Origin of the sequence: Micromonospora sp. DT43 (assembly GCF_049841645.1) — a bacterium.
In the GTDB taxonomy this organism is placed as follows: Bacteria; Actinomycetota; Actinomycetes; order Mycobacteriales; family Micromonosporaceae; genus Micromonospora.
The window spans coordinates 19,519-42,251 of the sequence record NZ_JBNCKR010000015.1 but is presented as its reverse complement, the minus strand read 5'-3'; the positions used below and the strand labels follow the sequence as shown (position 1 = coordinate 42,251).

Here is a 22,733-nt window from a genome sequence, read left to right as displayed (position 1 = left end):
GCGGAGCGGTACAGAGCGATTCACATTCGTTTGATTCGGCGGTACGCCGGGGATTGTTGTGCCGGCAGGATCAATCGGCGGTGACGATTTCGGTGGGCACCTCGACCGCGACGTCGGTGGTGCCGCCCGCCGGGCTGAACACCGTGACGACGCCGTCGAAGGGGAGCAGCCGGCGCTCGATGCCCTTGAGGCCGGTGCCGCGCTCGGGGTCGGTGCCGCCCACGCCGTTGTCGTGCACGGTGACCCGCAGCTTGCCGTCGACGTAACGCATGTCGACGCTGGCGTGGGTGGCGTGGGCGTGCTTGATGACGTTGTTCAGGAGTTCGGAGACCACGAAGTAGACGGCGGACTCGACCGGCGGTGTCACCCGGCCGGGCACGTCCGCGGTGACCTCGACCCGCAGCGGCAGCGACATGGCCAGGGCTCGCACCGCGTCGACCAGACCGCGGTCGGCCAGCACCGGCGGGTGGATTCCGCGGACCAGGTCGCGCAGCTCCCGCAGCGCGGTCGCCGAGCTGTTCTTGGCGTCGGTGACCATGGCCAGGGCCTGCTCCGGGTCCTTCTGCAGCAGCGTCTCGACGGCCGCCAGGGTCATGCCCATCGAGACCAGTCGAGCCTGGGCACCGTCGTGCAGGTCACGCTCGATCCGCTTGATCTCGGCGGCCTGATGGCTCACCGCGTCCGACCGGGTGACGGCCAGGTGCTGCACCCGCCGGGCCAGTTCGGCGCGGCTGCGGCCGTCGAGCATGGCACCGGCCCAGCGGCCGTGCACTCGCTGAAGCACCCGGGCCAGGATCACGCCGACGAAGATCTCGACCAGGCCGAGGCCGGCGGCCAGCCACGCGGTGGTCTGACTGTTCACCGGGATGAAGGCGAACCAGATGTCGTCCCAGCCCCAGTCCTTCTCGGCGATTTCCCAGATGAACGGGAGGGTCAGGCCCCAGAGACCCTCGACGATCGCGACGACCGGCAGGAAGCCGAGCACCGGGCCGACGAACGGGTTGACCAGCAGCCAGCGCAGGTCGCGCCAGGTGGAGCGGTCGCCCAGCATGGTCCAGGCCCGATGCAGGTCGCCGACGAAGCCGGGGCGGTCCGGCAGTGGGAGATACTCCTCCTCTGCGGTGACGCCGGTCCATTGGCGGGCCAGCCGGCGCTGCAGGGCCGTCAGCGAGCGGGCTCCGTTGATCGCCCGGGGCAGCAGCGGAACCCCGATGCCGACCACGGTCAGGCACACGCAGAGGCTGATCCAGAGCAACTGCAGGGCCTCGGTAATCGCCAGGCCGGTCAGTGCGGCACCGCGCAGCAGAGCCGTGCCCGCATTGGGGTTGGTAACGTTGTTTCGGCCTTTGTCGGCAGCCATTCCGGGCTCTCCCCGTCTTTTTCTGTGTTGTCTCAAGTATGCCGATCGAGACCCTCGAGGACAGTGGTCGTAGGACCACAATCGCGGGTGCCGGCCCTCGCGTCTGTAGCGGTGCGGAGGACCCCCGCTCCTTACCGTTCGGCCGTCAGTCGGCGGCACGCAGGTGCCGTACGCTGAGCCAGCTCGTGCCCAGTAGCAACGCGCTCATCGGGTTCCAGTCCACCACCGGGCGCAGCCAGCCCGGCACGGCTGAGGTTGTGAAGTCCAGGTTGGACACGCCGCTCACCGCGAGCGACCCCGCGATCCCGGCGACGGTGTCACTGATCGCGTGCCCGGCCAGAACCGCAGGAAGTACGAGCGGCCGCGCAGGTGCACAATCGTCGGCAGGCCCGGCGGAGGAGTGCCGCGGAAGACACGGGGGGAGACACCGGTGCGCCTGATACTCGCGGAGGACCAGTTCCTGCTACGTGAGGGCCTGGTCAAGCTACTTGAGGCGCACGGCGACGAGGTGGTCACCGCGGTGACTAGCGGGCCCGAACTGCGCGACGCTCTGAGCACGGAGGATTTCGACCTCGCCCTGATCGACATCCGGCTGCCGCCCACGTTCACCGACGAGGGACTGCAGGCCGCGATCGAGGGCCGGCGGCTGCGTCCCGGCCTGCCGGTGCTGCTGCTCTCCCAGTACGTCGAGCAGCTCTACGCCACCGAGTTGCTCGCCGACGGCGCGGGCGCCGTCGGCTATCTCCTCAAGGACCGGGTGTTCGACGGCGAGCAGTTCATCTCGGCGCTGCGGACGGTAGCCGGCGGCGGCACGGTGATGGACGAGGACGTGGTCTCCGGCATGGTGCGCCGCAGCGACCATCTGGCCCAGCTGACCGCCCGGGAGCTGGAGACGCTGGCGCTGGTCGCGCAGGGCCGGTCCAACGCGGCGATCGCGGCCACCATGTTCGTGACCGAGAAGGCGATCGCCAAGAACATCAACAGCATCCTGGCCAAGCTGAAGCTACCGCCGTCCACCGACGACAACCGGCGCGTGATGGCGGTGCTCGCCTACCTGGGCCAGTGAGCCAGGCCGGCGCACACCGCGACGAGACTCAGCAAAACCGACCAGGACGCCCACGCACGGGCCCAGTGCGGAACGAGCCGCCTGCCGCGGACGTCATCGTCTCCTCGGCGTCAGAGCGGGTGCGCCACACGCGGTCGACGAGGCTCACGTCGACCTCGGTGTCGCGATGCTCGAACCGCAACGCCATGGCCTCCTCCGTCTTCAACCTGCCGAAGTTCCCTCCCGAGTAGCCCACGCGGACTTGGTCAGGTCCGGCCGGCCGACCGGTAGGGCCGGAAGAATTCGCGCAGCTCCTGCGCGTACAGCTGGGGCTCCTCAAAGGGCGCGAAGTGGCCACCCCTGTCGAGCTCGGTGATGCGTACGACGTTGGCCGTGCGCTCGAGCCAGGCGCGCGGCGGGTGGAGCGTGTCGCCGGGGAAGAGCGCGAAGCCGGACGGTACTTCGACCCTGCGGGCGTGTTGTTCCGGTGGGATCGCGGCGTTGGCGGCGTACATGCGCATAGACGAGCCGATCGTTCCGGTCAGCCAGTAGCGCGTGAGCAGGGTGAGGATCTCGTCCCTGGTGAAGCTCTGCTCGATGTCGCCGTGACAGTCGCTCCATGACCGCAGCTTCTCGACGATCCATGCGGCCAGTCCGGCGGGTGAGTCGGTAAGCCCCACGGCGGCGGTCTGCGGCTTGGTGCGGTGCATCTCGGCGTACGCGCCTTCGCTGGCCTTCCACGCGGCGGCGGTGTCGAGCCAGGCCCGCTCCTCCGGTGCGAGGTCAACGGCGGTGAGAACCGGGAGGCTGGCCTCCACGCGGTGTACGGCAACGACTCGCCCGGGATGGTTCAGGGCGAGGTAGCGGCTCACTGAGCTGCCGATGTCCCCTCCCACGGCACCGAAACTCGCGTGACCGAGCGTGGTCATCAGCTCGGACCACAGGTCGGCGACCGCGATCGAGTCGAGGGGTCCTCCCACAGGAGTGTCCGAGTGCCCGAATCCCGGCATGTCCGGCACGACCACGTCGAAGGCGTCGGCCGGGTCCGCGCCGAACGCGCCGGGGTCGGTGAGCAGGGGCACCACCTTCTCGTAGCGCCACGACGAGTCCGGCCATCCGTGGCAGAGGACCAGCGGCAGCACCGGCCCGACCGGCGCGACGGCACGCGCATGAATGAACGAGACGCCAATCTCCCGGATCCGCGTACGAAAGCGCGGCAGGCGCGCGAGAGCTGTCTCCTGCGCCGGCCAGTCGAACTCCTCCGCCCAGTAGTCGACGAGGTCGCGCAGATAGGTGATGTCTGTGCCCAGCGACCACCCAGCGTCCTGCGGCGCGTCCGGCCAGCGCGTCGCGCGCAGACGCGCACGAAGGTCCTCCAACTCCTCAGGGCTGGCGTGCACCCGGAACGGCTCGACACTCCTCGGCTCCTGCGACGAGAGAATCATGAGCCGCACCGCCTCGCCGAACCACGGACGGCGAGGACACCGCCGTCCGCGCCAAGAGGTGTTGTCATGGACGGATCATGACAACCTCCGCCCAGGTCGACAAGCAACGCGGCGTCTGGCGGGCGGCGGCATGTCGCGACCCACACTCACCCGCGGCGCCCCTGATCGACCTGCTCACGCTGGCCTTCGACCTCACTTCTTCTGCCCGGGCCACACGATGGCCGGCCGCAACGGGTCGGGTCCGTACGATGATGTGATGGACCCTGCGCGGGGGACTCCGGCGATGCGGTACCGCCTACTCGGGCCGGTGGAGGTGCGGTCCTCCGGCGGAGCGCCGCTGGCCCTCGGCACGCCGTTGCGGGTGCGCCTGCTTGCCATCCTGATGGCGCAGCCGGGCACCGCATGGTCCATCGACAAGCTCGTCGACGAGCTGTGGCAGGGACGCCCGCCGAAGACAGCGGCTGGCAACGTGAAGACCTACATCTGGGCGCTGCGTCGGGTGCTGCACTCCGCCGGCGCCCCCGAACCGACCATCCGCGCCGGGACCACCGGCTACCGTCTCATCCTCGACGCACAGGCGTTGGACAGCGCGGCCTTCGACGACCTCACCCAGCGCGGGTACCACGCGTTGCGCCAGGACCGCTGCTCCGATGCCCTGCGGGCGTTCGAGGCGGCGCTGGCGCTGTGGCGTGGCGAGCCGTTCGCGGGTCTCCCCGGCTTCGGAGTGCTGCTCTCCGTCCGAACACGGCTCCAGGAGCAGCGGTCGAGTCTGCTGGAGGAGGTCGCCGACCTCCAGTTGCGGATCGGAAGGCACAACGAGCTGATCGAGCCGCTCCGGACGCAGATCGACGGGGACCCACTTCGTGAACGTCCGTGGGGGCAGCTGATGGTGGCCCTGGCCCGGGCCGGCCGGCGCGCCGACGCGCTGACGACGTACCGCAAGCTCCATCGGCTGCTCGCCGACGAGGTGGGGGTGGAGCCGGGTCCCGATCTCCAACACCTGCACACCCGCATCCTGCGGGCCGACCGGGAGCTGTTGACGCCTGGGACGCGGCCGGCGGAGGAACCCACCCCGCAGGTCGTCCCTCGGCAGTTGCCGGCCCCGCCGACGCTGTTCACCGGCCGGGCCCGCGAGTTGGCTCAACTCACGACGCTGCTGCTCGGTGACGCGGGTCCAGCCGGCACCGTGGTCGTCACCGGCACCGGCGGCGTCGGGAAGACGTGGCTGGCTCTGCGGTGGGCACACGACAACCTGCGCCACTTCCCCGACGGGCAACTCCACGTCGACCTGGGCGGTTTCGGCAGCTCCGCGCAGGAGGCGTCACCGTCGGCCGTCGTCGTACGCTCACTCCTTCCGGCCCTTGGCGTCAAGCCGCTGGAGATCCCCGCCGAACCGGCGGCCCAGTTCGCCCTGTACCGCAGCCTGACCGCGGACCGGCGGCTGCTCGTTCTGCTCGACAACGCGCGCGACGCCGAACAGGTGCGGCCGCTGCTTCCCGGGTCGGCCCGCTGCGCCGTGCTCGTGACGAGTCGCCACACACTGCCGGGCCTGGTCGCCGCCGAAGGCGCACATCCGGTCGCACTGGACCTGCCCAGCACCGCCGAAGCACACCAGCTGCTCGTACGCCGGTTGGGAACGCAGCGGGCCGCCGCCCAGCCGGCGGCGGTGGACGAGCTGGTCAGCCGTACCGCACGGTTGCCCCTCGCCCTGTCCATCGTTGCCGCGCGCGCCGCCGCCCGGCCCACATTCCCGCTCCAGGCCATCGCGGATGACCTGGCGGCGAGTCGGGGCGGGCTCTCCGCCCTGGTCACCGACGACGCTGCCACCGACCTGCGCACCGTGCTCTCCTGGTCGTACCGCCTGCTCAGCCCGGCCGCGGCCCGGTTGTTCCGGCAGCTCAGCCTGCACCCGGCGGCGGACATCAGCGCGGCGGCGGCAGCTGGCCTCGCCGGCGCGCCGCCACGCCTGATCAGGCCGGCGCTCGACGAGTTGACCCGGGCGAACATGCTGGCCGAGCGGTCCCCCAACCGCTTTCACTGTCACGATCTTCTCCGCGCCTACGGGGAGGAGATGACCGACGCGCACGATTCGGCGGCCGACCGTGAAGCCGCCCGGAAGCGCCTGCTCGACCACTACCTGCGTGTCGCCGGTGACGCGGCGAGGCTTGTCGACGCCGGTTGGCAGCCGGTGGATCCGCTGCCCGTGCCCCCCGACGCGTCATCCCCGGCAGTTGCCGATCATCGGGCTGCGCTCGCCTGGTTCGGCAGTGAACAGCGGATACTGCTGGCCGCCGTCGACGACGCGGCCGCCCACGGCTTCGACGCGCACGCCGGGCAGCTCGCCCAGGCCCTCACTCCCCTGCTGAGCCAGCTCTCCCAGTGGCATGACCTGGCCGCCGTGCAGGCCACCGCGGTCGCGGTCGCGCAACGCCGCGATCATCAACTGGTCGAGGCGCTGGCGCACCGGGACCTCGCGCTGGCGTACATCCAGCTCCGCCGGTTCCGTGCGGCCCACCATCACCTTCAGCGCTCCATGTCTCTGTGCGACCAGGTCGGCGACCGCCCGGGACAGGCCAGCGCACACCTGCACCTCGCCTGGCTGTTCGACACCGAGGGCGACCCCCGCGCAGCCCTGCCGCACGCCAGGCAGGCGCTGGCGCTGGCCAGCAGCACCGGTGACCGGCGCGGCATGGCGGCGGCGCTCAACGGGCTCGGCTGGGGCCATGCTCGGCTGGACGAGTACGAACAGGCCATCGCCTACTGCGAACGGGCGCTCGCGCTCTATGCGGAGGCCGAGGATCGGCTTGGCTCGGCCAACACCTGGGACAGTCTCGGCCTCGCGTACCACGGCCTCGGCGTGCATCCGACCGCGGCCGACTGCTACCGGCGCGCCCTCGCGCTCTATGCGGAGGTCGAGAACCCGTGCGGAAGGGCGGACACGCTCGTCCACCTCGGCGACACCCATCAGGCGGTGGGCGACCACGACGCCTCGGTCGACCTGTGGCGGCAAGCGTTGGCGATCCTCGATCGGATAGGTCATCCGCAGGCCACGGTGCTGTCCGAGCGGCTGGCGTCGTACCGCTGAATGCCCTGCGCCGACCACCCCGCGCCGGCATGGATCCGACGTGGACCGGGCGTCGGCAGGCTGGGCGAATGCTGACCACGAAGAGAACCACCTTCTGGCATCCCAACGGGGTCGATCGTCGACGCCGGCCACTCCTCCGCAGCCTCTGGACCGTCATCGCCGTCCTCGTCGCCCTGTCGCTCACCGCCCCGCCGTCGTTCGCGGGCACCTCGCCGACGGCCGCCGCCGACGCCACCGGCGGCGGTTGGGGTGGCCGTATCGACTGGCAGGCGTGCCCGGAGCGGCCCGACGATCCGGGCACGCGTTGCGGCACCCTGCGCCTGCCCGTGGACTGGGCCCGGCCGGGAGGGGCAACCTTCCCACTGGCCCTGGCCCGACGTACCGCCACCGACCCGGCGGCCCGCATCGGCGTCCTGGTCTTCAACCCCGGCGGTCCCGGTCTGTCCGGGGTGGACACGGTGCTGACGGCTCCCAGCCAAATCGGGCCGGATGTGCTGCGTCGCTTCGACCTCGTCAGCTTCGATCCTCGGGGCACCGTCCGTAGCGCACCGGTGCGCTGCTCGTCGGCGTTGCTGGCGCGGCACCCCTCGCTGACGCCCACGAACGCGGCGGAGTTCGACGGACTCCGCACCTACAACCGCCAGTTGCGCGACGACTGCCGCGCGCACAGCGGCCCACTGTTCGACCACATCGACAGTGCGAGCGTCGCACGTGACACCGACGCCGTCCGGGCGGCGCTCGGCGAGCGGCAACTCAGCTTCTACCAGTGGTCCTACGGCACCCTGATCGGGCAGTCCTACGCCGAAATGTTTCCCGACCGCGTCCGCGCACTGGTCATGGACAGCGTGATGGACCACAGCCAGGGGGTCGAGAGGTTCTTCCGCAGCGGGGCGGCCAGTAACGAGGCCCTGTTCCACGAGTTCGTCACCTGGTGCGAGCGGACCCCTGGCTGCGCACTGCACGGACGCGACGTACCGGCGCTGTTCGACAGGCTGATGCGCCGCGCAGACGCCGGCACGCTTGTCGACGCGTCCACCGGCGCCAAGCTGAGCTGGTTCGAGCTGGGGTTCGCGACCTTCGTGAACTTCTTCGACGCGACCTGGGCCGACCTCGCGACAATGCTCCTCGCGCTCGAGCGGGGCGAGCCCGCCTCGCTCGCGTCCCCGATGGTGCCGGTCGACACCAACCAGGAGCTGACCGAGTACGCGCTACCGGCGTTCTGCCAGGACTGGTCGTTGCCGGTCGACAGCTTCGCCGAATGGAACCGGTATCTCGAACTGTCCCGCGCCGCGGCACCCCATCTGAGGGCCTCCCCACTGACCGTCAGGTTCGCCGCGATCTGCCTGGGCTGGATGGCGGTCAACAGCCAACATCGGCTGCGGGTGGAGACCGGAGCCCCGCTTCTGGTGCTCAACGGACGGTACGACCCGGCCACCCCGTACGACGGGGCCCTACGGGTGGTGGGCCAGCTCGGCAGCCGGGGCGCACTCGTCACCTACCAGGGGTCGGGTCACGCCAGCTACCCGCGGACAGCGTGCACCCGGACCTACGTGGAGCGGTACCTCATCGAGAGATCCGTACCGCCGGCAGGCGCGAGCTGCCCAGCCGCCCCGGCCTGACGGCGCGGCTCAGGCCGGAGACGGCCCGGGTCGCGGTGCGCTCGTTCTTCGTGCTGCGGGGGGTGGACGGCGTTCCGCCCCCCTCGTTCGTTGACAACGTGGCTCGTGCCTCAATACGCTTAACTGGTTGGTTAAGTGAGGGGAGCTTCCGATGGCGGGCACCGATCAGCTCAGCGCGGTGTTCTCGGCGCTGTCCGACCCCACCCGACGGGCCATCATCGCCGAGTTGGCCGCACGCGACGCCACGGTCACCGAGCTCACCGCTCCTCTGTCGATCTCGATGCCGGCGGTGTCACGGCACCTCAAGGTGCTCGAGCGCGCCGCGCTCATCTCGAGGTCGCGGTCGGGCAAGTGGCGCGCGAGTCACCTTGAGGCCGGCCCGCTGCGGGAGGCGGCCGACTGGATCGAGCGCTACCGGCGGCTCTGGGACTCGTCGCTCACCCGGCTCGATGCCCACCTCGCCGCGGTGCAGGCCGCCGGAGCAGCAACGGACCAGATGGCCGACGACCCCAGGGAGCTCGAATGAACACCGAAACTCCGCAGCTCGTCATCTCGCGTGTCTTCGACGCGCCCCGGGAACTCGTCTACCGAGCCTTCACCGATCCCGACCACCTGGCGGCGTGGTGGGGCCCGATCGGCAACTCGCTGCCGCGCGACGAGATCGAGTTCGACGTGCGCCCCGGCGGCTTCCAACGGTGGACGGAGGTCAATCCCGCCCAACCCGGCCTTCGGGTGCACATCCAGATCGACCTCACCGACGTCGCCGACGGCGAACTGCTCGACGGCGTCATGCACGTCGGTGGCCGGCTGCAGGAGGGCATCGAGCCGTTCGAGACGAGACTGCGGGTCGAGTTCCACGACGAGCCTGACGGGCGGACGCGACTGGAGATCCGCCAGTGGCTCCCCGAACATCTGGCGCACCCCAGCGACGAGGGTTGGCGTCAGGCGTTCACCAAGCTGGACGCCGCGCTGGCGACCGTCCACCCTGCTACGGCTGAGAGGTAGAGGTATGGCAAAGCTGATTTACGCGACGAACGTGTCGCTTGACGGCTACATCGAGGACGAACGCGGCGATTTCAACTTCGGTCCAGCCGATGACGAGCTGTTCGCGGTCCACACCGACCTCCTGCGGTCGGTGGGCACGTTTCTCTACGGGCGGCGCCTGTACGAGGCGATGGCCGTCTGGGAGACCGAGCCCGCGCTGGCCGCGAAGTCCGACCTCATGGCCGACTTCGCGAGCGTCTGGCAGGCGGCGAGCAAAGTCGTGTATTCCACGACCCTCGCGGCGGTGTCGACAGCCGACACCCGGATCGAACGCCGTTTCGAGCCCGCCGCAGTACGTGAGCTGAAGGCCACGGCCAGCAGCGATCTCACCGTGGGGGGTGCCAACCTCGCGGCGTGGGCTTTCCAGGCCGGGCTGGTCGACGAGTGCCAGCTGTTCATCTGGCCCGTCGTCGTCGGCGCCGGCAAGCCAGGGTTGCCGACAGGCATGGGCGCCGACCTCGAGCTCCTCGATGAGCGCCGGTTCCGCAACGGCGTCGTACAGCTCCGCTACCGCACTCGCGGACAGTGAACGACGGCCCCGTCCGGTTCGCCGACAGGGAACAGTCTCATTGACGCCGGTGGGGAAAAGGTGAGTCGGAGTCCGGCAGTCGGACGGTGAAGAGCGTGCCCCGGCCGAGCTCGCTCTCCACGTCGATCGTGCCGCCGTGTGCCTCGGTGAGGTGGCGCGCGATCGCCAGGCCGAGCCCGCTGCCGCCCGTCACCCGGCTGCGCGACTCGTCGGCCCGCCAGAAACGGTCGAAGATCTTCGGCAGGTCGGCCGGGGCGATGCCGCCGCCGGTGTCCCGTACGGAAATGGTCGTGCCGTTCACGCCGACAGTGACCGAGCCGCCGGAAGGGGTGTGGCGGATGGCGTTCGAGATGAGGTTTCCGACCACCTGCCGCAGGCGCACCTGATCGGCTCGCACCACCGGATCGCCAACGGCGCTGAGTTCCAGGCGTACCCCGGCGGCGAACGCGCTGCCCCGGTGGCTGTCGACCACGTGCGCGAGGACGTGCCGCAGGTCTGTCGGTTCCGGGTTGATCCGCAGCGTGCCCGCGTCGGCCGCCGCCAGGTCGCCGAGGTCGTCGATGACGTGCTGGAGCAGCAGAGCCTCCTCGTGCAGCAGCGCCAGCAGTTGGGCGTCGGTCGGAGCGAGGTCGTCCTGGGCCGCCTCCAACCAGGTGCGGATGTTGCTGAGCGGGGTACGCAGTTCGTGTGCCACATCGTTGACCATGGTGCGTCGCTGCGTCTCGGCCCGTTCCCGGCGTTCCGCGGAGTCGTTCAGGGCGCGCGCGAGCCGGCCGATCTCGTCCCGGGTGGACACCGGGGCGGGCACGCGCAGTTCGGCCGCCTCGGCGAGGTTGCGCAGCGGCCGCACGAGACGTCTGCCGATCAGCACTGTCGCTGCGACGGTGGCGAGCAGGACAGCGCCGGTGACCGCCACGATTCGACCGATGCTGCCGCCGGACAGGCTCAGCGTGGTGCGGCCGCTGCCCGGCGCGGTGACGAACAGCAGCGCGCGGGGTGCCACGTACGGTCGAAGTTGCGTCCTGCGCCCTGATTCGATGCAGCCCTGCACGACGCCTACAGGTCCGGCCGGCTTGAGCAGCGATGGCGGCGCCACCTTGATCTTCTCGTGCGCGGTCCGGACAATCGCTGACTCGCCCAGATATGCCCTGAAGGTCGGCGTGATGCGCAACTGGGAGGCGCGGTCGCCGAGGCTGAGACAGCGGGCGGTCAGGGTGGTAAGCGTCTGGAGTGCCTTCTTCTCGGCCGGGCTGACCAGGCTGTCGAGCTCCAACCCGCAGCTCTCGGTCACGGGCCCGGTGAGTGGCCGCTCGGCCTCGGGGCGGACGGTGGTGAGGACGACGCTCGGGCGACCGGTGTTCGCGATCTCGATGACACCGTCGTAGCCCACCTTGTTGAAGCAGGTCAGGGTGTTCTTGGCCACCTCGCCCAACACGTACCGGTCTTCGTCCGGCACGACATAGGGCCCGGTGGCGCGCTCGTCGATGTGCTCGGTGCCGCCGGTCAGGCCCAGGTCGACGTGGAGCGGATCCACCACGGCCGACGGACGGGTGTTCCGCAGCGGCGGTCCGGCCTGCGAGTCGAGGATGATCTCGTGGTCGTCGGTGGTCAGCGTGATGCGACGACCCAGCTTGGCGGCACGCGACTGAACCATGGTGGCGGCGCCGGACCAGTCGTGGTGGGTGGCCGCGTAGCCGACCAGCGCCTGGTAGACGGCCCTCTGATCGGCGACCGCGCCGCCCTGCTCGTAGTTGATCGCCCGGGTGGTGGTCGTCGCCGCCAGCCAGGCGGTGGCCGAGATCGCGGCCAGCGCGATCACCATCGAGGAGACCAGCAGCCGGGTCACCAGACTGTGCCGCAGCGGCACCTGACCCCTGCTCACGGCGGCCCCTCGGCCAGCTTGTAGCCCACACCGTGCACGGTGAGCAACTGTTCGGGACGTCTCGGATCGGCTTCGATCTTGCGGCGCAGGTTCATCACGTGTACGTCGATGGTGCGCTCGGTCGAGCTGCGGTCGAGGCCACGGGTGTGGTGCAGCAGCTGTGCCCGGGTGAAGACCCGGTCCGGCTGCTCGGACATGGCGGCCAGGATCGCGAACTCGCCACGGGTGCACTCGATCCGCTCGCCGTTGACAGTCACGTGGTGCCCGACCGGATCGATGCTGAGCTGACCGATCTGCCGGATACCCCGGGCGCTGTGCTCGGGAGCGCCCCGGGACACCCGGCGCAGGAGGGTACGAATGCGGGCCACCAGTTCGCGTGGGCTGAACGGCTTGGTCAGGTAGTCGTCGGCACCGAGTTCCAGTCCGAGAAGCAGGTCACTCTCGGTGCGGCGGGCGGTGAGCATGAGCACCAGCACGTCCGACTCCTGCCGCAGCGTGCGGCACACCTGCAAGCCGTTCAGGCCCGGCATCATCACGTCCAGGATCAGCAGGTCGGGCCGGTCCCGGCGGGCGGCCTCCAGCGCAGCCCGCCCGTCGTGCACCACGATCGTTTCGTGGCCGTCGGCGACGAGGTAGCGGCGGATCCCCTCCGCGTGCCGCAGATCGTCGTCGGCGACCAGGACCATCGCACACATGCCGGCGATGATAGGCCGCCCGTACGGCACCGAACCGATTTCCAGCCCGACCTGACAGATTCCTAACGGCAGCTCAGACGCTGGCGAGTGCCTCGGTCGGATCGAGCGAGGCCGCCCGCATCGCCGGATAGACCCCCGCCAGCACGCCGATGGCCAGGGCGCCTCCCAGTCCGGCGGCGGCCGCCACCGGTGGGATGGTCACCGGCCAGTGCTGAAGGGTGGCGTAGCCGGCGACGGCCAGCGCGCCGGTCAGCACCCCGGCCGCCCCGCCGAGCGCCGACAGCACGATCGACTCGGTCACGAACTGGATGCGGATCTGGCCCCGGTTCGCGCCCAGGGCCCGGCGCAGGCCGATCTCGCGACGCCGCTCCAGCACCGAGATGTACATCGTGTTCGCCACTCCGATGCCGCCGACGAGCAGGGCGATCCCGGCCAGCCCGAGCAGCAGCGAGTTGAAGGTCTGCCGTACCGCCTGTTTGGCGGCGAGCCCGTCCGAGGGGCGACTGACCAGTACGTCGCCCGGATGCTCCGGGTTGGCGGTGGCGGCCAGGACCGAGCGCACCGCCACCACCTGGGCGTCGGTGGTCTGTACGTAGATCCGGGTCGGGTGCCCGTCGAAGCGCAACCAGTTGCCGGCCGCCTCCCAGCCGATCATCGCGGAGCGGTCGATCTCGGGCGCGAGTGGCACCGGGTCGAGGATGCCGATGACGCTGAACCGCTGCCCGCCAAGGTGGACCTGGATCGGCTGGGAGAGGTCGACGGTGGTGAAGCCGAGCCGCTGGGCGGCGACCGAGCCGAGGACCACTGTCGGCAGGCGCTCCATCGCCGGGTCCAGGAAGCGACCGGAGCGTACCCGGCCGTCGATCGCCGCGAGCAGATTCGTCCTGGTGGCGACAACCGCGATCGCGTTGTAGTCGCCAGGACCGGTCCGATCGGAGCGGGCGACGTTCAGCCCGAAGTCGGCTGTCGCGCTCGCCACCGTCACCGGCGCGATCCGGGACACCATGTCCACCGACTCGACGGGCAGCTTGACCGGTGGCTCGCGGTTGGGCGCCGGTGTGACCTGCAATCGGTTGGTGCCCAGCGCGGCCAGCTTCTCCTCGAGTGCCCGCTGACTCGACGCGGGAATCCCCGTGACCAGGACCAGGGTGGCGATGCCGATAGCGATGCCGAGCGCCGACAGCGCGGCCCGCGCCGTGCGCGTGCGGAGGCCGAGCAGGCCCAGACCGACCAGGTCGGCGGGGGCCAGACGGACCGGTGCGGCGTCCCGGTCCACTCGCGCCGCTTCACGGGTACGCCTCATGCCGGCGTACCGCTCACCGCGGAGTCGGACACCAGCCGGCCGTCCAGGATGCGGACCTGTCGGGGCACCCGGGCGGCCACCTCGTGGTCGTGAGTGATGAGCGCGATGGTGGTCCCGCCGCGGTTCAGCTCGGTCAGGAGGTCGAGCACTGCCGAGCCGGTGGCCATGTCCAGCGCCCCGGTCGGCTCGTCGGCCAGCACCAGCGCGGGTCGGTTGACAAGCGCCCGGGCGATCGCCACCCGTTGGCGTTCGCCGCCCGAGAGCGCCTGCGGGTGGTGGTCGGCGCGGTGGGCCAGGCCGACCCGCTCCAGCGCCGCCAGGGCCAGCGCCCGCCGGTGACGGCGGTGCACGCCGGCGTAGAGCAGGCCTGTCGAGACGTTCTCGGTCGCGGTCAGCCCATCGGTGAGGTGGAACTGTTGGAACACGAAGCCCAGCCAGCGACCGCGCAGGCTGGACAGCTGCCGGTCGGACATGGTGGTGACGTCACGTCCGCCGATCAGCACCCGGCCCTCGGTGGGCCGGTCCAGCGTGCCCATGATGTTGAGCAGGGTTGACTTTCCCGACCCGGAGGGCCCCAGGATGGCGACGAACTCGCCCGCGCCGATCCGCAACGAGACGTCGCGCAGCGCGGTCACGTCCTCGCCGTAGCGCCGGCTGGCATTGTCGATCTCCAGCACCGTGGTCACGAAGTCGTCACCACCCGGGTGCCGGCGGTGATGCCCGCACCGGTGATCTCGACCATGCCGTCGGCGAACAGGCCCACCTTCACCGCGGTCAGGGCGCCGTCGGAGATCTGGACGCCGTAGCCGCCGCCGCTGAGCGCGAGCAGTGCGCCGACCGGGACGGCGAGGACGTCGTGCTCGGTGGTGCCGGTGAACCGGACCTCGACGGCGGCCGAGCTGATGTTCTGGATCGCCGCGGCCTTGTCCACAGTGATGACGACCTGCACCTTCGGGCCCTCGGAACCTGGATCTCCGCCCTCCGACGGGCCGGCCTGGACGTTGCTGCTCACCGAGTTGATGGTGCCGCTGGTGTGCGAGCTGTCCGGGAGGGCGATCTGCACCTTCTGCCCAGCCCGGAGGTCGTCGGCCCGACTCGCGTCGATTTCCACCAACACCGCCTTGGCCTGATCACTGATCGCCATCAGGTTGCCTGTGGCGTCGTCGCCCAACTGCGCCGAAGCCGCGCCCACCCGTACCGCGCCGGGCAGCACCAGAATGTCGCCGAGGGTCACCGTGCCGGTGGCCGGGCGTACCCCCTCTGCCGCCTGCCAGCGTTTCACCGCGTCCCTGAGCGACGGGGTGAAGACCGCGTCCTGGCTGGTCACGACGGTCTGGTACGACGACGTTCCGGATGCGGCGGTGGCCGCGTCCCGGTCGGTGGTCTTGTCCGTGCTCTTGTCGGTATCCGCGCCCGCGGCCGGCGGGGGAGCACCCTGGACGGTGACCCGTGTCCCCGGGGCTGGTTGGTGCCCGATCCGGTAGCCGAGCCCCCGCAGGTTGTCGGCCAGCACCTTGACGTCGCGACCAACGGTGCCGACCACGTCGATGTCGCGGAACATCGGCGACGAGCCGAAGAACAGCGTCACCGGCCGGTCGCCGACCCGATACAGGGTGTCGCCCCGCGCGATGACGCTGCCCGGCTTCGGTAGCCAGGTGAGCACCCCGGCAGCGACGCCACGCAGGGTGCGCTGCTTGCGGTAGCCGACAGTGCCGCTCTCGGTCCAGTAGTCGGAGAGGTCGGTCCGCACGACCTCGGCGGTGGCCACCTTTGCCGCGCCCGGCTGGGTGGTCGGAGAGTCGTCGCCCGCACTCGCGTGGACGGCGTAGACCGCGCCGCCCAGCGCGAGCGCGCCGGCGACGATGATGACGAGGGTTTTCGTCCGCACGGTCGGCTACTTCTCCGTGAAGGCCGAGATCTCGCACTGACGCTGGATCTCCCTACCCGCGTCGCTGTTCGCCTTCTCGAGATTGGCCTTGGTCTCCGGCGCGACCCAGAGGCTGGCGTTGTCAGTTCCCGCCTGCCGGATCTCCATCGACAGGCCGTGGCTCTGGACGCACTTCAGCTGCTCGCGGAGGTCGTCGGCGAAGTTCGGATTCTGCTGGGGGTCGAGCTCGGGGGCGCCCAGCGGCTCCTTGTCAGCGCACGCGTCCACGGCCGGCTGATACTTCTCCGTGTCCATCTTGTAGCTGAGAAGCGGACCGCCGTTCTCGCCCGGCGCCGACGGCACGCCGTGCTGCGTCCAGCAGGCGTAGTAGGCCTCGTAGACGCGGTCGATCTCCTGCTTGGTCGCGCCGAGGGGAAGCTGACGATCGGCGCCGCTGCTCGAAGCGGCCGGTCCGGCGCTCGCCGACGTCGTCGCGCCCGGGATCGCGGCTACCTGCGGCTCCGACTCCTTCGACTGGCCGCCGCATGCCTGGAGCGACAGCAGCAGGGCCCCCAGACCGACCATCTTCACAATCGCGTTTCGCATGCCGGCCAGCCTGGTCGCGGCATGTGAGCTATTCGTTAGGTTCGCACGCCGTCTTCGAATCTGCGGTCCAGAGCGCGCACCGTCGGGCTGACTGTCGCCGCCTGCCCGCAACGGTCTACCCTCGCCGGTATGTCCGACTCTCGGCTGCTGCGCATCGGTACCCGCAACTCCCCGATGGCGCTGGCCCAGGCCGAGCGGGTCCGCAGGATGCTCGCCGACCGGCACCCCGAGGTCGCGGTCGACGTGGTGTCGATGTCGACAAGCGGGGATCGGTGGCTCGGCGACCTGGCCGCGTTGGGTGGCAAGGGAGCGTTCACCAAGGAGGTGGACGCCGCCCTGCTCGCCGGGGACGTCGACGTGGTGGTGCACTGTGTCAAGGACGTACCGGGGGACCGCCCGGTGCCGGCCGGCACGGTGATGGCCGCCTATCTCACTCGGGACGACGTCCGGGACTGCCTGGTACACCCGGGCGGACTGCGCATCGAGCAGTTGCCCGCGGGCAGCCGGATCGGCACCTCCGCGGTCCGGCGGATCGCGCAGCTGGCCCTGCACTGGCCGCACCTGGTGCCGGTGGCCGTGCGTGGCAACGCGAACAGCCGGCTGGCGAAGCTCGACGCCGGCGACCCGTACGACGCGCTCCTCCTCGCGGTCTCCGGCCTCGAACGGATCGGGCGGGCCGACCGGATCACCCACCCGATCGACGTCGACACGATGGTGCCGGCCGTCGGCTCCGGAACCCTGGTCCTGCAGTGCCGCGACGACGACACGAGCACCCGAGACCTGGTGGCGGGCCTCGGTGATCAGCGGACCGCGCGGGAGACCATGGCGGAGCGGACCTTGCTGCACATCCTCCAGGGCAACTGCCACTCGCCGATCGCCGCGCTCGCGCGCACCGAACCCGACGGGCGCCTCGGTCTGCGGGCGAGGGTGCTCAGCCTCGACGGCAAGACAGTGCTCGACGTGCACGAGTGGGCGGCGGATCCCATCACCCTGGGGACTTCCGTGGCCGCTGCCCTGCTGCGCCAGGGCGCCCGCGACCTGCTCGACCTGCCCGCCTACGGGTAGGTACAACCGTCTACACGCTGACGGGCGGGCCGCGACGCCTGTGACTCGACGACCCGGGTGAGCCAGCGGACCAGCGCCCACCACAGAGACAACCCGTCGCGGCCGCGCTGGAAGACACCCTCGGGTGGTGGGTCCACCCCACGGGCGACGGCATCGACGGGGTTGGGTGAGCGGACGATAGGCTGCGGGGCGGCGTCCGAGTGACCTAAGGGGAACGTGTGATAGGCGGATCGGCTCGCGCGGTGGTCACGGTCTGCGGGCGTTCGGCGTGAGCAACGGGTTGCGCCCCGGTGACCCGGCCCGGCTCGGCGCGTACGAGGTGCTCGACCGGCTCGGCGACGGCGGCATGGGCAGTGTCTTCCTGGCCCGGTCGCCGCAGGAACGGCTGGTCGCGGTCAAGGTCGTCCGCTCGGAGTTCTCGCACGACGAGGAGTTCCGTGGTCGGTTCCGCAGTGAGGTGAACCGCGCCCGCCAGGTGCCACCGTTCTGCACCGCCGAGGTCCTGGACGCCGACCCGGACCACGACCCGCCCTACCTGGTCGTGGAGTACGTCGAGGGACCCAGCCTTGCCCAGGTGATCCGGGAACGGGGGCCGCTGGGGGCTGCGCAGGTGCACAGCATCGCGGTCGGGGTGGCTACCGCGCTCACCGCCATCCACGGCGCCGGAGTGATCCACCGGGACCTGAAGCCGGCGAACGTGCTGGTCGCGCCGGGTGGGATCAAGGTCATCGACTTCGGCATCGCCCGGGCGTTCGAGGTGACGAGCCAGCACACCCGGACCAACCAGGTGGTCGGGACCGTCTCGTACATGGCACCGGAGCGGTTCGACACGACGTCCGGCCATCCGGTCGGCCCGGCCGCGGACATCTTTGCCTGGGGTGCCGTTGTCGCACACGCCGCGACCGGCCGTAACCCGTTCGGGGGCGACTCCCCGACCGCCACCGCCATGCGGATCCTCACGCAACCGCCGGACCTGACAGGCCTCGGCGGGGCGCTGCGGGAGTTGGTCTCCCGGGCGTTGGAGAAGGATCCCGCCGCCCGGCCGACCGCCCGGGAACTGCTCGACGGGTTGTTGACCGCGGCGGATCGGGGGGGTGCCGCCAGGCCGGTCCAACTCCTGGGTGAGACGCCGACGGTGGCACTGCTGCCGGCTGCCGGTGGTGGCGGCCAGGGCCGGCCGCCGATGCCGCCGGGTCTGTCCGCGGCCGGTCACGGGGGCTCGGGCCGGCGTGGCTGGCTCGCCGGGCTGAGTGCGATCTCCGCGGTGATCGTGCTGCTGGCGCTCGCGTTCGTCTTCGTTCCGAAGCTGCTGAACGGCGGGTCCAAACCCGACCCCACCGGCTCGACGGCGGCCGGCAGCCCGGGGCCGACCGGGTCCGCGGCCACCGCGTCCACGCCAACACCCAGCTCGGGTACGCCGACCAGGTCGCCGTCGGCCGGCGGGGATCCGACCCAGGCCATCCTGGCCGGGCAGCGACGGATCCTGCTCCACGTGGTGGAGATCGACCGTGACCTGTCGCTGCCGTCGGACGGGGAGCTCGGAACCGGCGACGGAACGGGCAAGGATGCGCTCTTCGTGCTCGAACCGGTAGGTGTCGACTACATGATCAAATCGGTGAACCCGGAGATCGCCCACCGGCCGTGCCTCGGTGTCAAGCTCGATGCGAAGGAGAACAAGTTGCTTGTGGGAACCGACTGCCGGCCCACCGCGGCGACTCTTTTCGCGATCTCCCGTGAGGCTAAGGACGACAAGGGGCGCACCTCCTACGTCATCACCAACGACGAGTACGGCGTGGTGCAGTGGAGTCCGACCAGGAAGCACATCTACCTGGAGTTTCTCGGTGACGCCCCGATCGACACCACGTTCAGCCTGGTCGACCGGGGCGCGGTCTGACCCTCGTCCCTCCGCTCAACTCCTGGCCATCTGGCCACCCCTGGCCGTCACCGCGATGGTCCGCGTTCGTCGAGCAGCAGCGCGGCGACCGCCTCCGGGGCCTCGTGCACGGCGTCGTGGCCGGTGGGAAGGTCGTGGACCTGCCACTCGGGATCGGCGTCGAGCCGGGCGCGGAGTGCGGCGAACGGCGTCCGGTCCTCCCATCCCGAGCAGTAGACGAATTCGCGTCGGGGGACCTGGTTGACGGCACCGCCGAGCCGGATCGTCTGTAGGAACGAGGCGAGGGGATGGGGACGGCGGCGGGGATCGCCGCCCTCGGGCGGTCGGACGGAGTGGCCGGTGGTCGCAGCGCCTTCGGCGAACACCTTCCGGAAGTGCTCGTTCGTCGCCGACCAGCACGAATCGCCATCGCGCGGAACGTAGGCGTCGAGATGCACCAGGCGTGAGATCCGGCCGGCGGCGCGGTCCGCGGCGGCGGTGATCACCATCCCGGCGTAGCTGTGGCCGACAAGCGTCGCGTCGGTGATGTGAGCGCGATCGAGGAGCCGCAGCACGTCGCCGGCATGCGTGTCGAGGTTGGCGGTAGCGACAGTCGCGTCGTCGTCGTCCGGTCCCAGACCGGTCAGGGTCAGCGCGTGCACAGTGTGACCAGCGCGTTCCAGGAGCGGAACCACCGCCTCGTACGACCAGGAACCCTTCCAGGCGCCTGGCACAAGCACGTACGTCGTCATGGTTATCCTCTCCAGCCTCGGCGCGGCGGGGAATCACCGCACGGAGGTAGTGTCGCCAGGTCAGGGTGTGGCTTACTACCGACAGGAAGCCATCGAATGCCCGTTCCCCGCCAATCTCGTCCGGTCGCCGGAGTGACGTCGCACCTCTGGCCCTCGGGCGGCCGCCACCTCTGGCCCTCCGGCGGGGCAAGCGCCGCGCAGACCCACGAGCAAGGACACCTGGTGTACGCGGCCAGCGGCATCCTGGCCGTGCACACCGAGCGCGGCACGTCGATCGTTCCCGCCAACCGGGTCGCCTGGACCCCCGCCGAGTTCATCCACGACCATCGGGCGCACGGCGACACCGACATGCGGATCGTGTTCCTCGCGCCGTCCCTCGCCCGGCTGCTACCGGAACGCCCCGCCGTGTTCCTGACCTCGGCCCTCGCCCGCGAGGTCCTGCTCGCCCTGACCGGCCCCGGCAACTACGACGACGCGACGCCCGGCTACAGCCGTCCCGCGCGCTCTCGCCTGCTTCGCGTGCTCGTCGACGAGCTCCGCGAGGCACACGAACAGCCACTGCACCTGCCCGAGCCACGCGACGACCGCCTGCGGGCGATCGCCCGGATGCTGTACGAGACGCCGGCGGGCAACGCGACGCTTGCCGAACTCGGGAAGATGATCGGAGCGAGCCCTCGTACCCTCAGCCGACTGTTCCGCACCGAACTCGGCATGACCTTCTACGAGTGGCGCACGCAGCTACGGGTCTACCACGCACTCGTGCTGCTGGCCGACGGCCGGGACACCACCCGGACCGCCCACGCCTGCGGGTGGGCCAACCCGAGCAGCTTCATCGCGGCGTTCACCGCGATCGTCGGCACGACTCCGGGCCGTTACCGAGCCGGTCACCCAGCTCCACCCTCACCGGGGGCCACGTCCGCCCGGTGACGTCGGTCCGCCAACAGGCCCGCGCGCGGCGTGACGGCGGGGCCGCTCGTCGGACGAGCGGCCCCGCCGAGTCCGTCGTCAGGCCGGCACGTGACCGGCCGTCCAGCACGCCGAGTGGCTGTGGCAGGCGACGTACGCCGCCAGGGCATCGTGCAGCGCGGTCCGCCGCGTGGCCGAAAGCCCGGCGGCGATGTTGTTGAGCTGGTGCGGGTCGACGGTCCGGTCGTAGTACTCCCGTTCGCCGTTGGAGTACTCGACGTAGGTGTAGGTCGCGGTCCGCAGAGCCTCGTAGGTGATCGGGCTGCCGTTGCGGCGGTCCTGGGCGTCGGGATCGTCGGCGGCCTGGTTGGGGCCGTGGTGCTCGATCAGCGCCCCGGTACGCCAGTTCGCTGCCGCCTCGCCCTGCGCCAGCGGCAGCAGGTTGCGCCCGTCCACGTGCGTGCCGACGTCGGCGGCGCCGATGCGCTGGAAGGTCGGTGCCAGGTCGATGTTCTGCACGATCTCGGCGCGCTGCGACCCGGGTACGACGCCCGGCCCGGCCACGACGAGCGGGACCCGCACATCGGTGTCGAAGGCGGTCTGCTTGCCGCCTGTCAGCCGGTACTCGCCCATGTGGAAGCCGTTGTCGGAGCTGAACACGACGTAGGTGTTGTCGGCGATGCCGCTGGTCGTGAGCTGCGCGCGCAGGTTGCCGATCAGCCGATCGACCGCCTGCACGGACTGGGCACGCTTGCGGAAGTTCGTGTCCAGGGTGCTCTTCTCCTGCGCGGTGAGCGGTCCGTTGTCGGCCAGCCAGGACGGCGGGTTGGTGGGCAGCCGGTCGTACGCCGCGGTGCGCGGGGCGGTGAGCCCGGGGAAGTCGTCGAGGTCCTGGTTGGCGGGGGTGAACGGGCTGTGCGGGGCGAAGGTCGAGACCTCCAGCAGGAAGGGCGTGTTGGCGGCAGCCGAGCGCTGGATGAAGTCCTTGCCCTTGCGGGACAGGACGTTTGTCAGATAGTCGGCCGGTTGGCTGCCGTAGTGGACGACCGTGTGGTTCTCGTTGAGGTCGTAGTTGTACTCCGGGTACCCGTTGCCGGCCACGTACCACTCCGACCAGCCCGGTGGGACGTACGGCAGCGCGCCTCCCTGCGTGTCCGCGGGCAGGTAGCCGTTGAGGTACTTGCCCAGGAAGCCGGTCCGGTAGCCCTTGCCCTGCAACACAGTCGCGAACGTCCGGTTCTCGTTGCCCCGGCCCTTGAAGACGGCGAACCCGCCGTCGGCTCCGCCGTTGGTGAAGACGCCCGTGTCGTGCGGGAACTGACCGGTGAGGATCGACGAGCGCGACGGGCAGCACAGCGAGTCGGTGACGGTGTAGTTGGTGAAGGTGGCTCCCTCGCTCTGCAGCTGTCGGACCTGCGGCAGGTACTGCACGAGGTTCCACGCGAGGTCGTCCACGAGGACGAAGATGATGTTGGGCGAGGTGGCGGTGGGTGTCGGGGTGGGTTCCGCGGCGCGTGCCGGTGCCCACGCGGCGAGCAGGGCCAGCCCTGTTACGAGCGTGGTGGCGAGGAGGCGGCGCTTGGTGATAGCCATGCCGCCAAGACTGGCGAAAATTTGTCAGCATCTATTGAACAGGTGGTGATGATCCGATCAATGG

21 protein-coding genes are annotated in these 22,733 nt (G+C 70.5%); 10 read left to right on the top strand and 11 right to left on the bottom strand.

The features are described from left to right. Positions 1–70: 70 nt before the first annotated feature. The gene (locus ACLQ26_RS27630; protein WP_425747255.1) at positions 71–1,360 is read right to left on the bottom strand and encodes a sensor histidine kinase; all 1,290 of its coding nucleotides are present in this window, start codon (positions 1,358–1,360) and stop codon (positions 71–73) included. Between the two features lie 145 nt (positions 1,361–1,505). Beyond that, on the bottom strand, positions 1,506–1,637 hold the full coding sequence (locus ACLQ26_RS27625; RefSeq protein ID WP_425747254.1) for a hypothetical protein: 132 nt from the start codon (positions 1,635–1,637) through the stop codon (positions 1,506–1,508). Between the two features lie 153 nt (positions 1,638–1,790). Between ACLQ26_RS27625 and ACLQ26_RS27620 the strand changes: the two genes are divergently transcribed. Continuing rightward, positions 1,791–2,426 (top strand): response regulator, encoded by a 636-nt coding sequence (locus tag ACLQ26_RS27620; protein ID WP_425747253.1) that lies wholly within the window; start codon positions 1,791–1,793, stop codon positions 2,424–2,426. Positions 2,427–2,671: 245 nt separating this feature from the next. Here the strand turns inward: ACLQ26_RS27620 and ACLQ26_RS27615 are convergent, their stop codons facing one another. Next, a complete protein-coding gene (locus ACLQ26_RS27615; protein ID WP_425747252.1) occupies positions 2,672–3,850 on the bottom strand; it encodes an epoxide hydrolase family protein in 1,179 nt (392 codons plus the stop codon). Positions 3,851–3,927: 77 nt separating this feature from the next. Here ACLQ26_RS27615 and ACLQ26_RS27610 point away from each other — a divergent pair, with 77 nt between their 5' ends. The 6 genes from ACLQ26_RS27610 to ACLQ26_RS27585 all read left to right on the top strand — a co-directional run bounded on the left by ACLQ26_RS27610 (position 3,928) and on the right by ACLQ26_RS27585 (position 10,127). Next, entirely contained in the window at positions 3,928–4,107 is a 180-nt protein-coding gene (locus tag ACLQ26_RS27610) for a hypothetical protein (protein WP_425747251.1), read from the top strand. Next, on the top strand, positions 4,107–6,935 hold the full coding sequence (locus tag ACLQ26_RS27605) for a BTAD domain-containing putative transcriptional regulator (RefSeq protein ID WP_425747250.1): 2,829 nt from the start codon (positions 4,107–4,109) through the stop codon (positions 6,933–6,935). The genes ACLQ26_RS27610 and ACLQ26_RS27605 overlap by 1 nt, the downstream gene beginning before the upstream one ends. Positions 6,936–7,003: 68 nt before the next feature. Further along, positions 7,004–8,554: an alpha/beta hydrolase gene (locus tag ACLQ26_RS27600; protein ID WP_425747249.1), complete on the top strand. Its 1,551-nt coding sequence runs from the start codon at positions 7,004–7,006 to the stop codon at positions 8,552–8,554. Between the two features lie 151 nt (positions 8,555–8,705). Further along, complete coding sequence (locus tag ACLQ26_RS27595; protein ID WP_425747248.1) at positions 8,706–9,080, top strand: ArsR/SmtB family transcription factor; 375 nt, start codon at positions 8,706–8,708, stop codon at positions 9,078–9,080. Beyond that, a complete protein-coding gene (locus ACLQ26_RS27590) occupies positions 9,077–9,559 on the top strand; it encodes an SRPBCC family protein (RefSeq protein ID WP_425747247.1) in 483 nt (160 codons plus the stop codon). Before ACLQ26_RS27595 ends, ACLQ26_RS27590 begins: the two co-directional genes overlap by 4 nt. A 4-nt stretch (positions 9,560–9,563) precedes the next feature. Beyond that, positions 9,564–10,127, top strand: a complete 564-nt coding sequence (locus tag ACLQ26_RS27585) for a dihydrofolate reductase family protein (RefSeq protein WP_425747246.1) — start codon at positions 9,564–9,566, stop codon at positions 10,125–10,127. 37 nt (positions 10,128–10,164) lie between these two features. Here the strand turns inward: ACLQ26_RS27585 and ACLQ26_RS27580 are convergent, their stop codons facing one another. The 6 genes from ACLQ26_RS27580 to ACLQ26_RS27555 all read right to left on the bottom strand — a co-directional run bounded on the left by ACLQ26_RS27580 (position 10,165) and on the right by ACLQ26_RS27555 (position 16,480). Continuing rightward, positions 10,165–12,009, bottom strand: a complete 1,845-nt coding sequence (locus ACLQ26_RS27580; protein WP_425747245.1) for a sensor histidine kinase — start codon at positions 12,007–12,009, stop codon at positions 10,165–10,167. Then, positions 12,006–12,704, bottom strand: coding sequence for a response regulator (locus ACLQ26_RS27575; protein ID WP_425747244.1), 699 nt, complete (start codon positions 12,702–12,704; stop codon positions 12,006–12,008). The genes ACLQ26_RS27580 and ACLQ26_RS27575 overlap by 4 nt, the downstream gene beginning before the upstream one ends. A 73-nt stretch (positions 12,705–12,777) precedes the next feature. Then, complete coding sequence (locus tag ACLQ26_RS27570) at positions 12,778–14,007, bottom strand: ABC transporter permease (protein ID WP_425747243.1); 1,230 nt, start codon at positions 14,005–14,007, stop codon at positions 12,778–12,780. Further along, the gene (locus ACLQ26_RS27565; RefSeq protein ID WP_425747242.1) at positions 14,004–14,693 is read right to left on the bottom strand and encodes an ABC transporter ATP-binding protein; all 690 of its coding nucleotides are present in this window, start codon (positions 14,691–14,693) and stop codon (positions 14,004–14,006) included. The genes ACLQ26_RS27570 and ACLQ26_RS27565 overlap by 4 nt, the downstream gene beginning before the upstream one ends. Next, complete coding sequence (locus tag ACLQ26_RS27560; RefSeq protein WP_425747241.1) at positions 14,690–15,895, bottom strand: efflux RND transporter periplasmic adaptor subunit; 1,206 nt, start codon at positions 15,893–15,895, stop codon at positions 14,690–14,692. Before ACLQ26_RS27560 ends, ACLQ26_RS27565 begins: the two co-directional genes overlap by 4 nt. Positions 15,896–15,901: 6 nt before the next feature. Further along, positions 15,902–16,480 carry a hypothetical protein gene (locus tag ACLQ26_RS27555; protein ID WP_425747240.1) on the bottom strand — a complete coding sequence of 193 codons (579 nt, stop codon included), beginning with the start codon at positions 16,478–16,480 and terminating at the stop codon, positions 15,902–15,904. A 129-nt stretch (positions 16,481–16,609) separates the two neighbouring features. Here ACLQ26_RS27555 and hemC point away from each other — a divergent pair, with 129 nt between their 5' ends. Beyond that, positions 16,610–17,545: a hydroxymethylbilane synthase gene (hemC, locus tag ACLQ26_RS27550; RefSeq protein ID WP_425747239.1), complete on the top strand. Its 936-nt coding sequence runs from the start codon at positions 16,610–16,612 to the stop codon at positions 17,543–17,545. Positions 17,546–17,813: 268 nt separating this feature from the next. Continuing rightward, the gene (locus ACLQ26_RS27545) at positions 17,814–19,439 is read left to right on the top strand and encodes a serine/threonine protein kinase (RefSeq protein WP_425747238.1); all 1,626 of its coding nucleotides are present in this window, start codon (positions 17,814–17,816) and stop codon (positions 19,437–19,439) included. Between the two features lie 47 nt (positions 19,440–19,486). Here ACLQ26_RS27545 and ACLQ26_RS27540 read toward each other — a convergent pair whose 3' ends face one another. Further along, positions 19,487–20,170 (bottom strand): alpha/beta fold hydrolase, encoded by a 684-nt coding sequence (locus ACLQ26_RS27540; protein WP_425747237.1) that lies wholly within the window; start codon positions 20,168–20,170, stop codon positions 19,487–19,489. 132 nt (positions 20,171–20,302) lie between these two features. Between ACLQ26_RS27540 and ACLQ26_RS27535 the strand changes: the two genes are divergently transcribed. Further along, positions 20,303–21,097, top strand: coding sequence for an AraC family transcriptional regulator (locus ACLQ26_RS27535; protein WP_425747236.1), 795 nt, complete (start codon positions 20,303–20,305; stop codon positions 21,095–21,097). A 78-nt stretch (positions 21,098–21,175) separates the two neighbouring features. Here ACLQ26_RS27535 and ACLQ26_RS27530 read toward each other — a convergent pair whose 3' ends face one another. Further along, positions 21,176–22,669: a sulfatase family protein gene (locus ACLQ26_RS27530; RefSeq protein WP_425747235.1), complete on the bottom strand. Its 1,494-nt coding sequence runs from the start codon at positions 22,667–22,669 to the stop codon at positions 21,176–21,178. Between the last annotated feature and the right edge of the window lie 64 nt (positions 22,670–22,733).

Coding starts and splice junctions, on each gene's coding strand:
- ACLQ26_RS27570 (WP_425747243.1), bottom strand. CDS start 14,007: ATGAGGCGTACCCGTGAAGCGGCGCGAGTGGACCGGGACGCCGCACCG.
- ACLQ26_RS27605 (WP_425747250.1), top strand. CDS start 4,107: ATGGACCCTGCGCGGGGGACTCCGGCGATGCGGTACCGCCTACTCGGG.
- ACLQ26_RS27610 (WP_425747251.1), top strand. CDS start 3,928: ATGACAACCTCCGCCCAGGTCGACAAGCAACGCGGCGTCTGGCGGGCG.
- ACLQ26_RS27590 (WP_425747247.1), top strand. CDS start 9,077: ATGAACACCGAAACTCCGCAGCTCGTCATCTCGCGTGTCTTCGACGCG.
- ACLQ26_RS27615 (WP_425747252.1), bottom strand. CDS start 3,850: ATGATTCTCTCGTCGCAGGAGCCGAGGAGTGTCGAGCCGTTCCGGGTG.
- ACLQ26_RS27600 (WP_425747249.1), top strand. CDS start 7,004: ATGCTGACCACGAAGAGAACCACCTTCTGGCATCCCAACGGGGTCGAT.
- ACLQ26_RS27575 (WP_425747244.1), bottom strand. CDS start 12,704: ATGTGTGCGATGGTCCTGGTCGCCGACGACGATCTGCGGCACGCGGAG.
- ACLQ26_RS27540 (WP_425747237.1), bottom strand. CDS start 20,170: ATGACGACGTACGTGCTTGTGCCAGGCGCCTGGAAGGGTTCCTGGTCG.
- ACLQ26_RS27630 (WP_425747255.1), bottom strand. CDS start 1,360: ATGGCTGCCGACAAAGGCCGAAACAACGTTACCAACCCCAATGCGGGC.
- ACLQ26_RS27595 (WP_425747248.1), top strand. CDS start 8,706: ATGGCGGGCACCGATCAGCTCAGCGCGGTGTTCTCGGCGCTGTCCGAC.
- ACLQ26_RS27530 (WP_425747235.1), bottom strand. CDS start 22,669: ATGGCTATCACCAAGCGCCGCCTCCTCGCCACCACGCTCGTAACAGGG.
- ACLQ26_RS27555 (WP_425747240.1), bottom strand. CDS start 16,480: ATGCGAAACGCGATTGTGAAGATGGTCGGTCTGGGGGCCCTGCTGCTG.
- hemC (WP_425747239.1), top strand. CDS start 16,610: ATGTCCGACTCTCGGCTGCTGCGCATCGGTACCCGCAACTCCCCGATG.
- ACLQ26_RS27585 (WP_425747246.1), top strand. CDS start 9,564: ATGGCAAAGCTGATTTACGCGACGAACGTGTCGCTTGACGGCTACATC.